The sequence below is a fragment of the Citrobacter sp. EC_71 genome, from assembly GCF_019584005.1.
GTDB classification, from domain to species: domain Bacteria; phylum Pseudomonadota; class Gammaproteobacteria; order Enterobacterales; family Enterobacteriaceae; genus Citrobacter; species Citrobacter werkmanii.
This window is the reverse complement of the sequence record NZ_VDAY01000008.1, coordinates 160,559-178,261: the sequence shown is the minus strand read 5'-3', so window position 1 is coordinate 178,261 and position 17,703 is coordinate 160,559. Positions and strand designations below refer to the sequence as shown.

18 protein-coding genes are annotated in these 17,703 nt (G+C 52.6%); 10 read left to right on the top strand and 8 right to left on the bottom strand.

What is annotated here, in order from left to right:
- Positions 1 to 33 precede the first annotated feature (33 nt).
- On the bottom strand, positions 34 to 1,029 hold the full coding sequence (gene pgl / locus FHD02_RS11260) for a 6-phosphogluconolactonase (RefSeq protein WP_137360329.1): 996 nt from the start codon (positions 1,027 to 1,029) through the stop codon (positions 34 to 36).
- A 165-nt stretch (positions 1,030 to 1,194) separates the two neighbouring features.
- Here pgl and FHD02_RS11255 point away from each other — a divergent pair, with 165 nt between their 5' ends.
- Entirely contained in the window at positions 1,195 to 2,013 is an 819-nt protein-coding gene (locus FHD02_RS11255) for a pyridoxal phosphatase (RefSeq protein WP_042309653.1), read from the top strand.
- Here FHD02_RS11255 and modC read toward each other — a convergent pair whose 3' ends face one another.
- The 4 genes from modC to FHD02_RS11235 form a co-directional block, all read right to left on the bottom strand.
- A complete protein-coding gene (modC, locus tag FHD02_RS11250; protein WP_137360330.1) occupies positions 2,014 to 3,072 on the bottom strand; it encodes a molybdenum ABC transporter ATP-binding protein ModC in 1,059 nt (352 codons plus the stop codon).
- 2 nt (positions 3,073 to 3,074) lie between these two features.
- Positions 3,075 to 3,764 (bottom strand): molybdate ABC transporter permease subunit, encoded by a 690-nt coding sequence (gene modB, locus FHD02_RS11245; protein ID WP_042309655.1) that lies wholly within the window; start codon positions 3,762 to 3,764, stop codon positions 3,075 to 3,077.
- Entirely contained in the window at positions 3,764 to 4,537 is a 774-nt protein-coding gene (gene modA, locus FHD02_RS11240; RefSeq protein ID WP_042309657.1) for a molybdate ABC transporter substrate-binding protein, read from the bottom strand. The genes modB and modA overlap by 1 nt, the downstream gene beginning before the upstream one ends.
- Positions 4,538 to 4,735: 198 nt before the next feature.
- Positions 4,736 to 4,885 (bottom strand): AcrZ family multidrug efflux pump-associated protein, encoded by a 150-nt coding sequence (locus FHD02_RS11235; RefSeq protein ID WP_003023026.1) that lies wholly within the window; start codon positions 4,883 to 4,885, stop codon positions 4,736 to 4,738.
- Positions 4,886 to 5,015: 130 nt separating this feature from the next.
- Between FHD02_RS11235 and modE the strand changes: the two genes are divergently transcribed.
- The 7 genes from modE (at position 5,016) to gpmA (ending at position 12,805) form a co-directional block, all read left to right on the top strand.
- Positions 5,016 to 5,804: a molybdenum-dependent transcriptional regulator gene (gene modE / locus FHD02_RS11230; RefSeq protein ID WP_137360331.1), complete on the top strand. Its 789-nt coding sequence runs from the start codon at positions 5,016 to 5,018 to the stop codon at positions 5,802 to 5,804.
- Positions 5,805 to 5,870: 66 nt separating this feature from the next.
- Positions 5,871 to 7,343: a molybdate ABC transporter ATP-binding protein ModF gene (gene modF / locus FHD02_RS11225; RefSeq protein ID WP_137360332.1), complete on the top strand. Its 1,473-nt coding sequence runs from the start codon at positions 5,871 to 5,873 to the stop codon at positions 7,341 to 7,343.
- 217 nt (positions 7,344 to 7,560) lie between these two features.
- Positions 7,561 to 8,577 (top strand): UDP-glucose 4-epimerase GalE, encoded by a 1,017-nt coding sequence (galE, locus tag FHD02_RS11220; RefSeq protein ID WP_038638984.1) that lies wholly within the window; start codon positions 7,561 to 7,563, stop codon positions 8,575 to 8,577.
- A gap of 9 nt (positions 8,578 to 8,586) precedes the next feature.
- Positions 8,587 to 9,633 carry a galactose-1-phosphate uridylyltransferase gene (galT, locus tag FHD02_RS11215; protein WP_038638980.1) on the top strand — a complete coding sequence of 349 codons (1,047 nt, stop codon included), beginning with the start codon at positions 8,587 to 8,589 and terminating at the stop codon, positions 9,631 to 9,633.
- A gap of 3 nt (positions 9,634 to 9,636) precedes the next feature.
- Positions 9,637 to 10,785, top strand: coding sequence for a galactokinase (gene galK / locus FHD02_RS11210; protein ID WP_137371047.1), 1,149 nt, complete (start codon positions 9,637 to 9,639; stop codon positions 10,783 to 10,785).
- The gene (gene galM, locus FHD02_RS11205; RefSeq protein ID WP_137371048.1) at positions 10,779 to 11,819 is read left to right on the top strand and encodes a galactose-1-epimerase; all 1,041 of its coding nucleotides are present in this window, start codon (positions 10,779 to 10,781) and stop codon (positions 11,817 to 11,819) included. The genes galK and galM overlap by 7 nt, the downstream gene beginning before the upstream one ends.
- A gap of 233 nt (positions 11,820 to 12,052) precedes the next feature.
- The gene (gene gpmA / locus FHD02_RS11200) at positions 12,053 to 12,805 is read left to right on the top strand and encodes a 2,3-diphosphoglycerate-dependent phosphoglycerate mutase (RefSeq protein ID WP_042309669.1); all 753 of its coding nucleotides are present in this window, start codon (positions 12,053 to 12,055) and stop codon (positions 12,803 to 12,805) included.
- Between the two features lie 69 nt (positions 12,806 to 12,874).
- On the opposite strand, the gene aroG is transcribed toward gpmA, so the two are convergent.
- Positions 12,875 to 13,927 (bottom strand): 3-deoxy-7-phosphoheptulonate synthase AroG, encoded by a 1,053-nt coding sequence (aroG, locus tag FHD02_RS11195; RefSeq protein ID WP_038638968.1) that lies wholly within the window; start codon positions 13,925 to 13,927, stop codon positions 12,875 to 12,877.
- Positions 13,928 to 14,243: 316 nt separating this feature from the next.
- Between aroG and FHD02_RS11190 the strand changes: the two genes are divergently transcribed.
- Together FHD02_RS11190 and zitB are read left to right on the top strand one after the other, a co-directional pair.
- Positions 14,244 to 14,618 (top strand): YbgS-like family protein, encoded by a 375-nt coding sequence (locus FHD02_RS11190; protein WP_042309671.1) that lies wholly within the window; start codon positions 14,244 to 14,246, stop codon positions 14,616 to 14,618.
- 113 nt (positions 14,619 to 14,731) lie between these two features.
- Positions 14,732 to 15,673 (top strand): CDF family zinc transporter ZitB, encoded by a 942-nt coding sequence (gene zitB, locus FHD02_RS11185; protein WP_042309673.1) that lies wholly within the window; start codon positions 14,732 to 14,734, stop codon positions 15,671 to 15,673.
- Here zitB and pnuC read toward each other — a convergent pair.
- Both pnuC and nadA read right to left on the bottom strand, forming a co-directional pair.
- Positions 15,670 to 16,389 carry a nicotinamide riboside transporter PnuC gene (gene pnuC, locus FHD02_RS11180; protein WP_137360337.1) on the bottom strand — a complete coding sequence of 240 codons (720 nt, stop codon included), beginning with the start codon at positions 16,387 to 16,389 and terminating at the stop codon, positions 15,670 to 15,672. The two genes, zitB and pnuC, sit on opposite strands and share 4 nt — an antisense overlap.
- Positions 16,390 to 16,415: 26 nt before the next feature.
- Complete coding sequence (gene nadA / locus FHD02_RS11175) at positions 16,416 to 17,459, bottom strand: quinolinate synthase NadA (RefSeq protein ID WP_137360338.1); 1,044 nt, start codon at positions 17,457 to 17,459, stop codon at positions 16,416 to 16,418.
- Between the last annotated feature and the right edge of the window lie 244 nt (positions 17,460 to 17,703).

Genomic DNA, 17,703 nt, shown 5'->3' with positions numbered 1-17,703 from the left:
AGGATTGCGGATCGCTTATCATCCCGCGCGTTTTTAGTACGCGTTAACCACCACCCACATCGGGCCCTGGCCTACCGCATAGCGGCCTTTTTCAGTCAGCAGTCCTTGGGCACCTGCGATCTCGTACACCGCGATGTGATGAGATTTTTGCCCGGCGGCGATCAGGTATTTACCGCTGTGGTCGATATTAAAACCGCGCGGTTGCGTTTCGGTCGGCTGGAAGCCTTCTTTCGTCAGCACACTTCCGTCTTCTGAGACGCTAAACACCGTAATCAGGCTGGCGGTACGATCGCAGGCATACAGATGACGACCATCCGGCGTAATATGAATATCTGCCGCCCATCGGGTATCGGAGAAATCAGTTGGCATCATATCCAGCGTCTGCACACACTCAATTTTGCCGTGCGGATCTTTCAGCTCCCAGACGTCAACAGAGCTGTTCAGCTCATTCACGCAATAGGCGTATTGCTTATTCGGATGGAACACCATATGACGCGGACCCGCACCTTCCACGGTGGTCACTTCTGCTGGCTCCTGCGCGACCAGATGGCCATCATCGCTGACGTCAAACAGACAGATACGATCCTGTTTCAATGCCGGAACCCACAGAGTACGGTTATCCGGAGAGATGTTGGCCGAGTGGCAGCCGTCAAGACCTTCAATCACATCCACCAGCCCCACCGGTAGACCATCTTCCAGACGCGTGACGCTCACGCTGCCCGCATTATAGGAGCCGACAAACACAAAACGCCCCTGATGATCGGTAGAAATATGCGTCGGGCTACCCGGCAGTGCAGACTCCGCAACGAAGGTCAGCGCACCGTCATCAGGCGCAATACGATATGCCAGAACACGAAACTCCGGGCGCACACCGACATAGAGATAGCGCTTATCCGGGCTGACGACCATCGGCTGTACCTGACCCGGCACATCAACCACCTGGGTCAGCGTCAAAGAACCGTCGTGATTCAGGCTCCAGACATGAATTTGCTGACTCTCAGGACTGGCGGTATAAACGGTTTGTTTCATGAATACTCCTTTGCTTGTTGGCAGGTGGCTGCAATTGCCTGACACACGCCTAAGGTAGACGCTTTTAACGGTGAATGCTTAATTAAGACTCAGAATTTTGTCCGGCTCCCGTCTCGGTGTACCATTCCAGCAGACACAATTCTCAACCTTAATCTGGAAAAACCTATGACCGCACGCGTGATTGCCCTGGATTTAGACGGTACCTTGCTGACCCCGAAAAAAACCTTGTTGCCATCCTCTCTTGAAGCGCTCTCACGCGCCAGAGAAGCAGGCTACCAACTTATCATTGTCACAGGTCGCCATCACGTTGCTATTCATCCTTTTTATCAGGCGCTGGCGCTGGATACACCTGCAATTTGCTGCAACGGCACTTACTTGTATGATTATCATGCAAAAAAGGTACTGGAATCCGATCCTCTTCCGGTTGACCAGGCATTGCAGCTGATCGAAATGCTGGATGAACATCAAATTCATGGACTGATGTATGTTGACGAGGCCATGCTGTATGAGCGTCCGACCGGGCATGTGGTGCGTACCGCTAACTGGGCGCAAACGCTGCCGCCGGAACAGCGCCCAACCTTCACCCAGGTTCCTTCGCTGGCGCAGGCCGCGCATGATGTCAACGCTGTGTGGAAATTTGCCCTGACCGACGAAGATATTCCAAAACTGCAGCAGTTTGGTAAAGACGTTGAACAACAGTTGGGGCTGGAGTGTGAATGGTCCTGGCACGATCAGGTCGATATTGCCCGTAAAGGTAACAGCAAAGGGCGACGTCTTACTCAGTGGATCGAAGCGCAGGGTGGGTCAATGGAAAATGTGATCGCCTTTGGCGACAACTTTAACGATATCAGCATGCTGGAAGCCGCAGGCACCGGCGTGGCGATGGGTAACGCTGATGACGCGGTCAAAGCCCGCGCCAACATCGTGATTGGTGACAATACCACCGACAGCATCGCGAAGTTTATCTACACCCACCTGCTGTAATCAGGCGGTGATCGACACGCTCTTAATTTGCGCGTACAGCCACAGGCCAGGTTTGATGCCAAGCTCATCCCTGGCCCACGGGCTGATCCTCGCCCACAGCGTTTTCCCGCCTACCTCAAGCTGCACTTCCACCTGGCCGTTATCGTCATAGCACTGGGCGACCTTCGCACGCAGTATGTTACGAATACTGGTCTGCTGCGGCGGTTGGAGTACCAGCGAAACATCAGACGCCTGAATGCGAATGCGCAGCACGGATTGCAGCGGTTGCTCAAGCTTGTTGACCCACAGATGCTGATCGCCCAGCGCCAGCGCGGTCATCGCGTAGTGAGGATGATGCTCCAGCACGCTGACTTTCAGAATGCTGCTCTGCTGTTCTTTCGGCAGCCAGGGGTGCATTACGCTACTCCCCCAGACATCCTCCAGCGAACCAAATGCTTTGACCTGCCCATTTTCCAGCACCATCACTTTGTCTGCCAAGTGCAAAATCTCATCAAGCGAGTGGCTGACATACAGCATCGGAATATTAATTTCACGCGCCAGACGTTGCAGATAAGGCAGCAGTTCGCGTTTGCGCGGAATATCCAGTGAGGCTAACGGTTCATCAAGCAGCAATAACTCTGGCGCGGTAAGCAGCGCCCGACCAATGGCCACGCGCTGTTTTTCACCGCCGGAAAGACTTCCTGGTAGGCGCTCGAGCAGCGGTTCAATGCCCAGCAGCGCCACCAGCTTGTCAAACTGCCCGGCCATGTTTTTCGCCATACCGTAACGCAGGTTACCGCGCACCTTATAATGAGGAAACAGACGCGCATCCTGGAATACATAGCCCACCCGACGTTTTTCAGGCGTTAAGCAGATACCGTTTTCGACATCGTTTAACACCCGACCGTTAAGCACAATACGTCCGGACTGCGGCTGCGTCAGGCCGCTGATAGCGTTTATCAGCGACGTTTTCCCTGCGCCGGAAACACCAAAAATAGCGGTAATCCCACTGGCAGGCAGCGTTTCGTTGAGCGTCAGACAATGGGTTCCCAGCGTCTGGGAGAAGTTAAGCTCCAGCATAATTATCGCCCCGTCCGCTCACGGCTAATACGCGCCAGCCATTCAGAAATCAGCAGTGAAATCAGCGCCAACACAATAGAAATGATACATAACCTTGCCGCTGCGCTTTCACCGCCAGGCGTTTGGATCAGGGTATACATCGCCGAGGGGATGGTGCGGGTTTCGCCAGGAATATTGGAGACAAAGGTAATCGTTGCGCCGAATTCCCCGAGGGAACGCGCGAACGCCAGCACCGTCCCGACAATAATGCCAGGCAGCATCAGCGGTAAGGTAATCGTCATGAATACGCGCCAGCGCCCGGCTCCCAGCGTTCGGGCGGCCTGCTCCAACTTGACGTCGACGCCTTCCAGCGCCAGACGAATTGCCCGTACCATAAGAGGGAAAGACATCACCGCCGCAGCCAGCACCGCACCGCGCCAGCTAAAGGCAAAGGTGATGCCAAACCAGTCATACAGCCGCTCGCCGATAAATCCGCGCCGCCCCATGGCGATCAACAGCAGATACCCCACCACAACCGGCGGCAGCACCAACGGCAAATGCAAAACGCTGTCGAGCAGCGCTTTGCCCGGGAACTTGCATCGCACAAGCAGCCAGGCAAAGAAGATCCCAAACGGCAAACTAAACAGCACGGCCAGGGAAGAAACTTTCAGGCTCAGTATGACGGCCTGCCATTCAGGATCGGTCAGTATCATTACTTGGTCGTAAATCCATAACGTTTAAAGATTTCAGCAGCCTGCGGTCCTTTCAGGTAATCATAGAACGCGCTGACCGTTGCGTTTTTGTGCCCATCAACAATCGCGATAGGGTATTCCACTTTTTTGTGTGAATCTTCCGGGAAGGTCGCGACAACCTTGACGCCTTTGCTGGCGACAGCATCGGAACCATAGACGATCCCCAGCGGCGCTTCGTTACGTTCTACCAGCGCCAGCGCACCGCGAACGTCTTCCGCAGGTGCCAGTTTCGGCGCCAGAGTATCCCATGCGCCCAATTTTTGCAGTGCTTCCTTGGCATAAATGCCCGCCGGAACATGTTCCGGATCGCCGACAGCCAGGCGTCCACCATTCAGCAAACGGGTCCAGTTGGTTTTACTGTCGATAGTAAAGTCTTTCTGAGCGCTGGCTTTCGGCGCTACCACCACCAGACTGTTGCCTAACAGCGTTGCTCGCGTGGCGGTATCAATCGATTTTTTGTCTACCGCATAATCCATCCATTTCTGATCGGCAGAAATAAACAGGTCAGCAGGCGCGCCTGCTTCAATCTGACGCGCCAGCGTAGAAGAAGAGGCAAAAGAGGAGACGACGTCAACGTTCTTCTCTTTTTTGTATTGCGTAGCAATATCCTGCATCGCGTTGGTGAGCGAAGCCGCTGCGAATACCGTGATTTTCCCTTCATCCGCCAATGCTTGTCCTGCGACAGAAAGAGAAAGCGTCGCCCCTGCAAACAAGCGTAACCATGTGCGTGCCATCTGTAGCTCCTTTGAGTTTCGTTATGTACGCGCAAATATAACGGTTAAGTCAGGATTTTCCCAGCGGTTATTAATACCAATTAGAGGTTACACCATGAAAATATCGGCAGGAGAAGCAGGATCTTGAGAAACTGTTGTCAGAGAAAACGAGCTGATAGGCAAAAATATAAACGCCCGACTGAGCGGGCGTTTGGGGAATCAATGATTCTGTCTGGACTGGTCTTTCTGACCGATACCGGAAAAAATGTTGAACACTTCACCCAATCCGTAAATCAGACCCAGAATGATGGCCATCACCACAGGTACCATGATTACGGCGAATACCAGACTTTTCAATAACTCTAACATGGTCAACTCCAGATATAGTCCTTAGGCGTATTCTAACCGCATAACGCAGAAAAGCACTCCCCTTTTGTGCGGTCGGCTTTGCGCGCACGCGGTTTTCCGTCACAATACCCTTTTTTGCCAGGAGCTTGTGATGCAGGCCGAAATCCTTCTTACGCTGAAACTTCAGCAAAAACTGTTTGCCGATCCCCGTCGCATTTCTCTGCTTAAGCACATTGCGCTTTCCGGCTCCATCAGTCAGGGCGCGAAGGATGCGGGTATCAGTTATAAAAGCGCCTGGGATGCGATTAACGAAATGAACCAGCTCAGTGAGCAGACGCTGGTTGAGCGCGCCACCGGCGGTAAAGGCGGCGGCGGCGCGGTGTTGACGCGTTACGGCCAGCGTCTGATCCAACTGTATGATTTGCTCGCGCAAATTCAACAAAAAGCGTTTGATGTGTTGAGCGATGACGATGCGCTGCCGCTCAATAGCCTGCTGGCAGCCATTTCCCGCTTTTCACTGCAAACCAGCGCCCGTAACCAATGGTTTGGCACAATAACCGCCCGCGACCACGATCAGGTTCAGCAGCATGTCGACGTCCTGTTGGCCGATGGCGAAACGCGCCTGAAGGTGGCGATTACTGCGCAAAGCGGTGAGCGTTTGGGTCTTGAGGAAGGCAAAGAAGTATTAATTCTGTTGAAAGCACCGTGGGTGGGTATCACCCAGGACGATGCTATCGCTCAGGCCGCCGATAATCAGTTGCATGGCACGATTAGTCATATCGAACGCGGCGCAGAACAGTGTGAGGTGTTAATGACGTTGCCAGACGGCCAGACGCTGTGTGCGACGTTGCCAGTGGGGCAGACTCATGCTTTAGCTGAAGGTGCTAACGCCACAGCATATTTTAATGCTGACAAAGTGATTATTGCGACGCTGTGCTGAGTTGGTTGACATCAGCCTGAAGAACACGTATCCCTGTTATTATCGCTGCAAATAATGGGATGCAAAATGTCATCGTTGCAAATTTCGCAAGGCACGTTTCGTCTTAGCGACACAAAAACGCTCCAGTTAGATGCGTTGACGTTAAACGCGGGTGATAGCTGGGCATTTGTTGGCTCTAACGGTAGTGGGAAATCCGCCCTGGCCCGCGCGCTGGCAGGAGAATTACCGCTACTGAAAGGCGAGCGGCACTGTCAGTTCACGCGTATTACCCGGCTCTCCTTCGAGCAGCTACAAAAGCTGGTCAGCGACGAGTGGCAGCGAAACAATACCGATCTTCTCAGTCCCGGTGAAGATGACACCGGGCGCACCACCGCAGAAATCATTCAGGATGAGGTCAACGATCCCATGCGTTGCGCTGCGCTGGCGCAGCAGTTTGGCATTTCCGCCCTGCTCAACAGGCGATTTAAATACCTTTCCACCGGTGAAACACGCAAGACCCTGCTTTGTCAGGCGTTAATGTCTGCCCCGGATTTACTGATCCTTGATGAGCCTTTTGACGGGCTGGACGTGGCGTCCCGTCGCCAGTTAGCAGAACTGCTCGCTGAGCTGCACCAGGCAGGTTTTACGCTGGTACTGGTGCTTAACCGCTTTGATGAGATCCCCGAGTTCGTGCAATTTGCCGGCGTACTTGCCGATTGCACGTTGACTGCAACCGGTGCAAAAGCAGACCTTCTGCAACAGGCATTAATTGCCCAACTCGCCCATAGTGAACGCCTGGAAGGGATCCAATTACCCGAGCCGGATGAGCCTTCGGTCCGTCGCACGCTGTCCGATAACGCGCCGCGGATTGTGCTCAACGATGGCACCGTCTCGTATAACGATCGCCCTATCCTGCATCATCTGAGCTGGCAGGTAAATCCAGGAGAACACTGGCAAATCGTCGGCCCCAACGGGGCGGGAAAATCAACCCTACTGAGTTTAATCACCGGCGATCACCCCCAGGGCTACAGCAACGATTTAACGCTGTTTGGCCGCCGCCGGGGTAGCGGTGAAACTATCTGGGATATTAAAAAACATATTGGCTACGTCAGCAGTAGTCTGCATCTGGATTACCGGGTCAGTACGACGGTACGCAACGTTATTCTCTCCGGCTACTTTGACTCAATCGGCATCTATCAGGCCGTCTCTGACAGACAGCATAAACTGGTCCAACAGTGGTTGGATATTCTGGGCTTGGATAAACGTACCGCGGATGCACCGTTCCACAGTCTTTCCTGGGGGCAGCAACGTCTGGCGTTGATTGTGCGTGCGCTGGTTAAACACCCGACTTTGTTGATCCTCGACGAGCCTTTGCAAGGCCTGGACCCGCTCAATCGCCAACTGATTCGTCGGTTTGTGGATGTGCTGATCGGTGAAGGCGAAACCCAGCTGCTGTTTGTCTCCCACCACGCTGAAGACGCCCCAGCCTGCATTACCCATCGACTGGAGTTTGTGCCCGAGGGCGAAATCTACGCCTATCGACAAACCTCTCTGCGTTAATTTTCATTTGAGGGCGCTTAACACGCCCTTTTTTCTGCATTTTTTTCAGATAAACTCCGAGATAACAACTTAACCTAATGATTTAAAATAAAACAACTCACGCAAACGAGTGAAAATGCCTCTGTGTAAACGATTCCACTAATTTATTCCATGTCACACTTTTCGCATCTTTGTTATGCTATGTTTATTGCATACCATAGGCTTAACGGAGCGAATTATGAGAGTATTGGTTACAGGTGGTAGCGGTTACATAGGAAGCCACACTTGCGTGCAGTTGCTGAAAAACGGTCACGAGGTAGTGATCCTGGATAACCTCTGCAACAGCAAGCGCAGCGTTCTGCCCGTCATTGAACGTTTAGGCGGCAAGCATCCGACCTTTGTGGAAGGAGACATCCGTAACGAAGCGCTGATAACCGAAATTCTGCACGATCATGCCATTGACACCGTCATCCATTTTGCCGGGTTAAAAGCCGTTGGCGAGTCCGTTGCCAAGCCGCTGGAATACTATGACAACAACGTCAACGGGACGCTGCGTCTGGTAAATGCCATGCGCGCCGCTAACGTGAAAAACTTCATTTTCAGCTCCTCCGCGACCGTCTATGGCGATCAGCCGCAAATTCCTTACGTTGAAAGCTTCCCCACCGGCACACCACAAAGCCCGTATGGCAAAAGTAAGCTGATGGTTGAACAGATCCTGACCGATCTGCAAAAAGCACAGCCCGACTGGAGTATCGCCTTACTGCGCTACTTCAACCCGGTTGGCGCGCATCCGTCAGGTGATATGGGTGAAGACCCGCAAGGTATTCCTAACAACCTGATGCCTTACATCGCACAGGTTGCCGTTGGCCGCCGCGAGTCCCTTGCCATATTTGGCAACGACTACCCTACCGAAGATGGCACCGGCGTTCGCGACTATATCCACGTCATGGATCTCGCAGATGGCCACGTCGCCGCGATGGAAAAACTGGCGGGCAAACAGGGCGTGCATATTTACAACCTCGGGGCGGGCATCGGCAGCAGCGTGCTGGATGTGGTCAACGCCTTCAGTAAAGCCTGCGGTAAACCGGTGAATTACCATTTTGCCCCGCGTCGTGATGGCGATCTTCCGGCCTACTGGGCAGATGCCAGCAAAGCCGATCGCGAACTCAACTGGCGCGTAACTCGCACCCTAGATGAAATGGCACAAGACACCTGGCACTGGCAGTCACGCCATCCGCAGGGATATACGGATTAAGGATCAATCATGACGCAATTCAATCCTGTCGATCATCCACACCGCCGTTTTAACCCGCTCACCGGGCAGTGGATCCTCGTCTCACCGCATCGTGCAAAACGCCCCTGGCAAGGGGCGCAGGAAACACCATCTAAGCAGGTTCTACCCGCACATGACCCGGACTGCTTCCTGTGTGCAGGCAATACACGCGTTACCGGCGATAAAAACCCGGATTACACCGGGACCTATGTTTTTACCAACGACTTTGCCGCGCTGATGTCCGATACCCCGGACGCGCCGGACAGCCACGATCCGTTAATGCGCTGTCAAAGCGCGCGCGGTACCAGCCGCGTGATTTGCTTTTCGCCCGATCACAGCAAAACGCTGCCGGAACTCAGCGTGCCTGCGCTAACAGAAATCGTGAAAACGTGGCAGGAACAGACGGCAGATTTAGGCAAAACCTATCCCTGGGTGCAGGTCTTTGAGAATAAAGGCGCGGCAATGGGGTGTTCGAACCCCCATCCTCACGGACAGATTTGGGCCAATAGCTTTCTGCCCAACGAAGCCGAACGTGAAGATCGCCTGCAAAAAGCGTACTTCGCCGAACAGGGCGCGCCGATGCTCCTTGATTACGTCCAGCGTGAACTGGCGGACGGTAGTCGGACGGTCGTTGAAACTGAGCATTGGCTGGCAGTCGTGCCCTACTGGGCGGCATGGCCGTTCGAAACGCTGCTGCTGCCGAAAGCGCATGTTCTGCGTATCACCGATTTGACCGACGAACAGCGCGCTGATCTGGCGCTGGCGTTGAAAAAACTGACCAGTCGTTACGACAATCTGTTCCAGTGCTCATTCCCCTACTCCATGGGCTGGCACGGCGCGCCGTTTAACGGTGAAGAAAACCAACACTGGCAGTTACACGCACACTTTTATCCGCCGCTGCTGCGTTCGGCAACCGTGCGCAAATTTATGGTCGGTTACGAAATGCTGGCGGAAACCCAGCGCGACCTGACGGCAGAACAAGCGGCTGAACGACTGCGTGCGGTCAGCGACATCCATTTTCGCGAATCCGGAGTTTAAATAATGAGTCTGAAAGAAAAAACACAATCTCTGTTTGCTGAAACATTTGGCTACCCTGCCACTCATACTATTCAGGCGCCGGGCCGTGTAAACCTGATTGGCGAACATACCGATTATAACGACGGATTCGTTCTGCCCTGCGCTATCGACTATCAAACCGTGATTAGCTGTGCGACACGCGATGACAGAAAAGTTCGCGTTATCGCGGCTGACTACGATAATCAAATGGACGAGTTCTCTCTGGACGCGCCAATAATCGCTCATGACAGCCAGCAGTGGTCAAACTACGTGCGTGGCGTGGTGAAGCATCTGCAAAAGCGTAATAACGCCTTTGGCGGCGCGGATCTGGTGATCAGCGGTAATGTGCCTCAGGGTGCAGGCTTAAGCTCTTCGGCTTCGCTGGAAGTGGCGGTAGGCACCGTGTTCCAGCAGCTTTATCATCTGCCGCTCGACGGGGCGCAGATTGCTCTGAACGGCCAGGAAGCTGAAAACCAGTTTGTCGGCTGTAACTGCGGCATTATGGATCAGTTGATCTCTGCGCTTGGCAAGAAAGATCATGCGCTACTGATCGACTGCCGTACGCTGGGCACCAAAGCCGTTTCCATGCCTGAAGGCGTGGCGGTGGTAATCATCAACAGCAATTTTAAACGTACGTTGGTGGGTAGCGAGTACAACACCCGTCGCGAACAGTGTGAAACCGGGGCGCGTTTCTTCCAGCAACCTGCCTTGCGTGATGTCAGCTTTGAAACCTTTAGCGCAGTTGCTCACGAACTGGATCCGATTGTCGCCAAACGCGTTCGTCACGTGATCACGGAAAATGCGCGTACCGTTGAAGCTGCGAATGCGCTGGAAAAAGGCGACCTGCTACGCATGGGTCAACTGATGGCAGAATCTCACGCTTCAATGCGCGATGACTTTGAAATTACCGTGCCGCAAATTGATACGCTGGTTGAGATTGTCAAAGCAACCATCGGCGATAAAGGTGGTGTGCGCATGACTGGCGGCGGCTTCGGGGGCTGTATTGTGGCGCTGATCCCGCAAGATCTGGTGTCTGCCGCGCAGCAGGCTGTCGCCGAACAATACGAAGCCAAAACCGGTATTAAAGAAACATTTTACGTCTGCAAACCTTCACAAGGAGCCGGACAATGTTAAACGAAATTCCCGTAATGGCGCCCGACGGTCAGCCGTTCCGCCTGCTTACCCTGCGTAACGACGCAGGGATGGTGGTCACGCTCATGGACTGGGGCGCAACGCTGCTCTCTGCGCGTATTCCACTTAGCGATGGTAGCGTGCGCGAAGCCCTGCTCGGTTGCGCCAGTCCGGAGCAATACCCGGAACAGGCTGCGTTTCTGGGGGCATCCATTGGCCGCTACGCTAACCGTATCGCCAACAGCCGCTATACCTTTGACGGCGCAACCATTGAATTGTTGCCAAGCCAGGGTGATAACCAACTGCACGGCGGACCGAACGGTTTCGACAAACGTCGCTGGCAGATAGTGAATCAGAATGACCGTCAGGTGCTGTTTGCCTTAACGTCTGACGATGGCGACCAGGGTTTCCCTGGTAATCTTTGCGCCACCGCGCAGTATCGCCTGACTGACGATAATCGGATTTCGATAACCTACCGTGCCACGGTTGATAAGCCCTGCCCGGTAAATTTGACGAATCATGTCTATTTTAATCTCGATGGTGACAAAACGGATGTGCGCCAGCACAAGCTGCAAATTCTGGCGGACGAGTATTTACCCGTAGACGAAATGGGTATCCCGCATGACGGGCTGAAATCCGTCGCCGGAAGCACTTTTGATTTCCGTTCCCCGAAAATCATCGCCAGCGAATTTCTGGCCGATGACGATCAGCGCAAAGTAAAAGGTTACGATCACGCCTTCCTGCTCCAGGCACAAGGCAATGCGCGGACTCCGGCGGCTCATGTTTGGTCTCAGGATGAAAAACTGCAGATGGTGGTTTACACCTCCGCTCCGGCATTGCAGTTTTACTCCGGGAACTTCCTTGGCGGTACGCCTTCACGTGGGCCGGAGGCCTACGAAGACTGGCAAGGTCTGGCGCTGGAAAGTGAGTTTCTGCCGGACAGCCCGAACCATCCGGAATGGCCACAGCCGGACTGTTTCCTGCGCCCGGGTGAAGAGTATGCCAGCGTGACAGAATATCAGTTTATTCCTGCCTGACAGTTCATCCTGACAGGCCCGATAGCGTAAATCTATCAGGCCTGTTGTTTGTTTCCCACAGCAAATCCGCTCAAAAGCCCACCATCCAAAGACAAAATCGCAACCTTGAGTTCACAAGAACCTTACACTATGGCGCTATTTTCGCTATGGTTATGCGTAAGCATTGCCGCTGACTCATTACGGCAATATAATGAGAATTATTATCATTAAATATGATTGATAGGAGTGAGTGTATGGCTGTAACTAAGCTGGTACTGGTACGTCACGGTGAAAGTCAGTGGAACAAGGAAAACCGTTTTACCGGTTGGTATGACGTTGATCTGTCCGAGAAAGGCGTAGGCGAAGCAAAAGCGGCAGGCAAACTGCTGAAAGAGGAAGGCTATAGCTTCGATTTTGCCTATACTTCTGTGCTGAAACGTGCCATCCATACCCTATGGAATGTCCTGGATGAACTGGATCAGGCCTGGCTGCCGGTTGAGAAATCCTGGAAACTGAACGAGCGTCATTACGGCGCACTACAGGGTCTGAACAAAGCAGAAACCGCTGAAAAATACGGTGATGAGCAGGTTAAGCAATGGCGTCGCGGCTTTGCGGTTACCCCACCGGAACTGACCAAAGATGACGAGCGTTATCCGGGTCACGATCCGCGTTATGCCAAACTGACTGACAAAGAACTGCCGGTCACCGAAAGCCTGGCGCTGACCATCGATCGTGTGATTCCTTACTGGAATGAAACCATTCTGCCACGTATGAAAAGCGGTGAGCGCGTGATTATCGCCGCTCACGGCAACTCCCTGCGTGCGCTGGTGAAATACCTGGATAACATGGGCGAAGATGAAATCCTCGAACTGAACATCCCGACCGGTGTACCGCTGGTGTATGAGTTCGACGAAAACTTTAAGCCGATCAAACACTACTATCTGGGTAACGCTGACGAGATCGCGGCAAAAGCCGCAGCCGTTGCCAACCAGGGTAAAGCGAAGTAACTTTTTCGCAGAATACAAAAAGCGCGGATTATCCGCGCTTCTTTTTGCCTATGAGAGAGGCATTAAAACTTACCCGCGGCGCGCTTTTACCGCTTCCGCCAACTGGCGTAACACCGCATCGGTATCTTCCCAACCAATGCAGGCGTCGGTGATGCTCTTGCCGTAGGTCAGTGGTTCACCGCTATCCGGGTTCTGATTACCTTCAACCAGATGGCTTTCAATCATTACGCCAATAATTGCTTTTTCCCCACCGGCAACCTGTCCGCAAACGTCTTTCGCAACATCCATCTGCTTTTTAAACTGCTTGCTGGAGTTGGCATGGCTAAAGTCGATCATCACCTGCGGAGAAAGCCCCGCTTTGACCAGACCTTCTTTCACGTCGGCAACGTGCTGAGCGCTGTAGTTCGGCTCTTTGCCGCCGCGCAGAATGATATGGCAATCGCCATTACCGCTGGTATTCACAATCGCCGAATGACCCCATTTGGTGACAGACAGGAAACAATGCGGCGCCCCGGCAGCATTGATTGCATCAATGGCGACTTTGATGGTGCCATCAGTACCGTTTTTAAAACCAACCGGGCAGGACAAACCTGACGCCAACTCACGGTGTACCTGAGATTCTGTGGTACGGGCGCCAATTGCGCCCCAGCTCATGAGATCGGCAAGATATTGTGGGGTGATCATATCCAGGAACTCACCTGCTGCTGGCAAACCGCTGTCGTTGATATCCAGCAGCAGTTTACGGGCGATGCGCAGACCGTCGTTGATCTGGAAGCTGTTATCCATGTGCGGATCGTTGATAAGTCCTTTCCAGCCTACGGTGGTACGCGGTTTTTCAAAATAGACGCGCATGACGATTTCAAGTTCGCCTTTTAACTCTTCACGTAGCGCCAACAAGCGAGCAGCATACTCTTTAGCCGCTGCCGGATCATGAATAGAACACGGCCCTATCACCACCAGCAGACGATCGTCACTGCCTTTGAGAATTTTATGAATCGCCTTACGGGCATGCGCCACCGTATTGGCGGCATTTTCAGTAGCGGGGAATTTTTCCAGCAGTGCGACCGGGGGTAATAATTCGTTGATCTCTTTAATGCGTAAATCGTCGTTCTGATAATTCATGATTATTCCAGCGTTGCCATACTTATATAAATGAATGCAATCCCTCCAATCTATATCTTCAGTCATAAAGTGTAAACGGGGTTTTACACTTTGGACGGATTAATCCTGGAATAGGCCAAAAAAACGCAATAAAGTAGCGAAAAAAGAGATCAAGACTACAATTTATAACTGCAACAACTTAAATTTTCATATATTTCAAGATTCTATGCTGGTTATAATTTTTATAGCAAAACTTTTAACCACGTCCTGCTGATGTATTGGCACATGCACTGTTGGAAGACGTTATCCGACATCTCTATCATAACAGGAGCATAATATGCATATGACAAAGCTGACTTCACTCTTTTTGACGGCCACACTCAGCCTCGCCAGCGGCGCAGCACTGGCAGCTGACACCAGCACGCAGTCGAATAACGGCCAGGCAAATTCCGCGGCAGATGCCGGTCAAGTCGCGCCAGACGCACGCGAAAACGTTGCGCCAAATAATGTCGATAACAACAATGTGAATTCGGGTGGCACAATGCTGCATCCGGACGGTTCATCAATGAACCATGAAGGAATGACCAAAGACGAGGTGCATAAAAACACCATGTGTAAGGATGGGCACTGCCCGGATGTAAATAAGAAGGTTGAGACCGGAAACGGCATCAATAATGATGCCGACACCAAAACTGACGGTACTACCCAGTAGCGCTGAAAATAAAGCTAATAACGGGAGAGCAATAGCTCTCCTTTTTAATTTTATCATCCCAAAAACGGTATCATGACATACAGTAAAGGTGAGAATAACAAAGGGATGGCATAATGGCGCACTCACATACTCATACTTCTCCTGAGCAACCTAAGGACAATAATGCCCGCAGACTGCTTTTCGCATTCTGCATCACAGCCGGATTTATGCTGGTTGAAGTGGTGGGTGGGGTACTTTCAGGCTCGCTGGCATTACTGGCCGATGCCGGACATATGCTCACAGATGCCGCCGCGCTTCTATTTGCGCTGTTGGCGGTCCAGTTTTCCAGACGCCCACCCACTATACGGCACACTTTCGGCTGGTTGAGACTCACAACATTAGCCGCGTTTGTTAACGCTATCGCATTGGTTGTGATCACCATTTTAATCGTCTGGGAGGCGATTGAGCGCTTTCATACGCCACGTCCCGTAGCGGGCGGCATGATGATGATCATTGCTGTCGCGGGCTTACTGGCGAACGTGCTCGCTTTTTGGGTTTTACATCGCGGCAGTGAAGAGAAAAACCTTAACGTCCGCGCCGCAGCACTACACGTAATGGGCGATTTGCTCGGCTCGGTTGGGGCAATCATCGCTGCGCTGATTATCATCTGGACAGGCTGGACGCCAGCGGACCCGATTCTCTCGATTCTGGTTTCCGTGTTGGTACTGCGTAGCGCCTGGCGGTTGTTAAAAGATAGCGTAAATGAATTACTGGAAGGCGCTCCGCTTACATTGGATATTGCCGCATTGCAGCGCCATCTCAGCCGGGATATCCCCGAAGTTCGCAATGTGCATCATGTACACGTCTGGATGGTAGGTGAAAAACCGGTCATGACGCTGCATGTGCAGGTAGTCCCGCCGCACGATCACGACGCCCTGCTGGAGCGTATTCAACATTTCCTGATTCATCACTACCAGATTGAACACGCCACGATCCAGATGGAATATCAGCCATGCAATGGGCCGGACTGCCACCTGTATCAGGGCGTGTCCGGCCATGCACATCATCACCATTAATGGGACAGCGCGTGGGAACCACGTTCACGCGCGCTGTTAATCCACATCCTGCTGCCGTTCAGGGCGATAACCGTCAGGATCATATATTCCAGTGACATGGCATATACGCCTTGCAGAGCAAAGATCACGACGCTAATGACGTTAATGATCACCCACAACAGCCAGTTTTCAACGTATTTGCGCGTCATCAGGATCATCGCCACAATCGACAACACCATCATGCAGGAGTCCCAGAACGGGAATGCATCGGGTTGCAACTCAGGAGCCGCCACCTGTAATCCCAGCCCCTGCATAATATTCACGGCAACAAGTGTCAAAAAAGCAAACACCGGATCGATATAGACCGACATCAGGCCAATCGCCACCACGCAAGCAGCCAGCCAACCGATCGCTTTCGGTAACGGCAACCAGCGTATTTTCAGCTCTGCCTCATGCTGGCTGGTTTGCCGGGACCAGGCATACCAGCCGTAGATATTCGCGGCAAAAAAGAAAACCTGCAGCAACAGGCTGGCATAGAGCTGGATCTGAAAGAAGATAATCGCAAACAGCGTGACGTTTATCAGTCCGAAGACGTAATTACTGATTTTCTCAAGGCTCGCCAGGCCAATACACAATAACCCGGCGATCGTCCCCACGGCTTCGATCCACGACAGATCGTAACCGCCCGCACCGATCGGAATATGTACCAGAATGTTCTGCGTGCTAAAAAAGTCCATCTTTTCCCCCAGAGCAAATAAATTACTTAAGCCCGAAGTGTAGCCGCAAATTCCAACATGCGGTTTAACGGCAGCAATGCACCTTCTCGCAGCGCTGCATCTACATGTATCTCGTGAGCAGACCCCCCTTGCTCCAGACCCTCAGCAATCGCCTTGAGGCCGTTCATCGCCATCCACGGACAATGCGCGCAACTGCGACAGGTTGCCCCTTCGCCAGCCGTTGGCGCTTCAAGCAACTCTTTATCCGGAACCGCTTGCTGCATTTTGTAAAAAATACCCCGGTCTGTCGCCACTATCAGTTGCTGGTGCGGTAACGATTTAGCTGCGTTGATTAACTGACTGGTTGACCCGACCGCATCGGCCATATCAACGATGGACTGAGGTGACTCCGGGTGCACCAGCACGGCGGCATCGGGGTAAAGCCCCTTCATACGCGTTAATGCCTGGGTTTTGAATTCATCGTGGACAATACAGGCCCCCTGCCAACAGAGCACATCTGCGCCGGTCTGTTTTTGCACGTAGTTGCCCAGATGTCTGTCCGGGGCCCAGATGATTTTTTCACCTAAACTATCAAGATGCTCAATAAGTTCAACCGCAATACTGGAGGTCACAACCCAGTCGGCACGCGCTTTAACTGCCGCTGAGGTATTGGCGTAAACCACCACGGTGCGATCCGGATGCGCGTCGCAAAATGCGCTGAACGCATCAATTGGACAACCCAGATCTAATGAACATTCCGCCTGCAGGGTCGGCATCAGGATGGTCTTTTCCGGGCTGAGAATTTTGGCGGTCTCTCCCATAAACCTCACGCCCGCAACCAACAGCGTAGAAGCGGGATGTTTTGAGCCGAACCGCGCCATCTCCAGAGAATCAGAAATACAGCCGCCGGTCTCTTCGGCCAACTGTTGGATTTCAGGATCGGTGTAATAGTGCGCGACCATAACAGCATCTCGCTCTTTTAGCAGGCGCTTGATTTTTTCACGGTAAAATTGTTTTTCATCCACACTCAGCGGTGCTGGCTTCGGCGGGAACGGATAAATTGCTGCTTCAGGATCAAACATCACGCTCATCTTGCTTTCTCGTTTTACTAGCTTAACGAAATAACCGATTAAAAGCGTGACGCACGCCATATTCGGTTCGATTTGTTTTATATGCTAAACAAGATAGCGGATTAGCGCAGAAAAGTCACAATAATTGCATGTGATGAGTGCTGGATGGCGACTGACGACTTATCCGGCCTACATTTGGCACCCGTAGGCCTGATAAGCGAAGCGCATCAGGCAAGCAGGTTCGAATCTTATAAATCGCAGATAG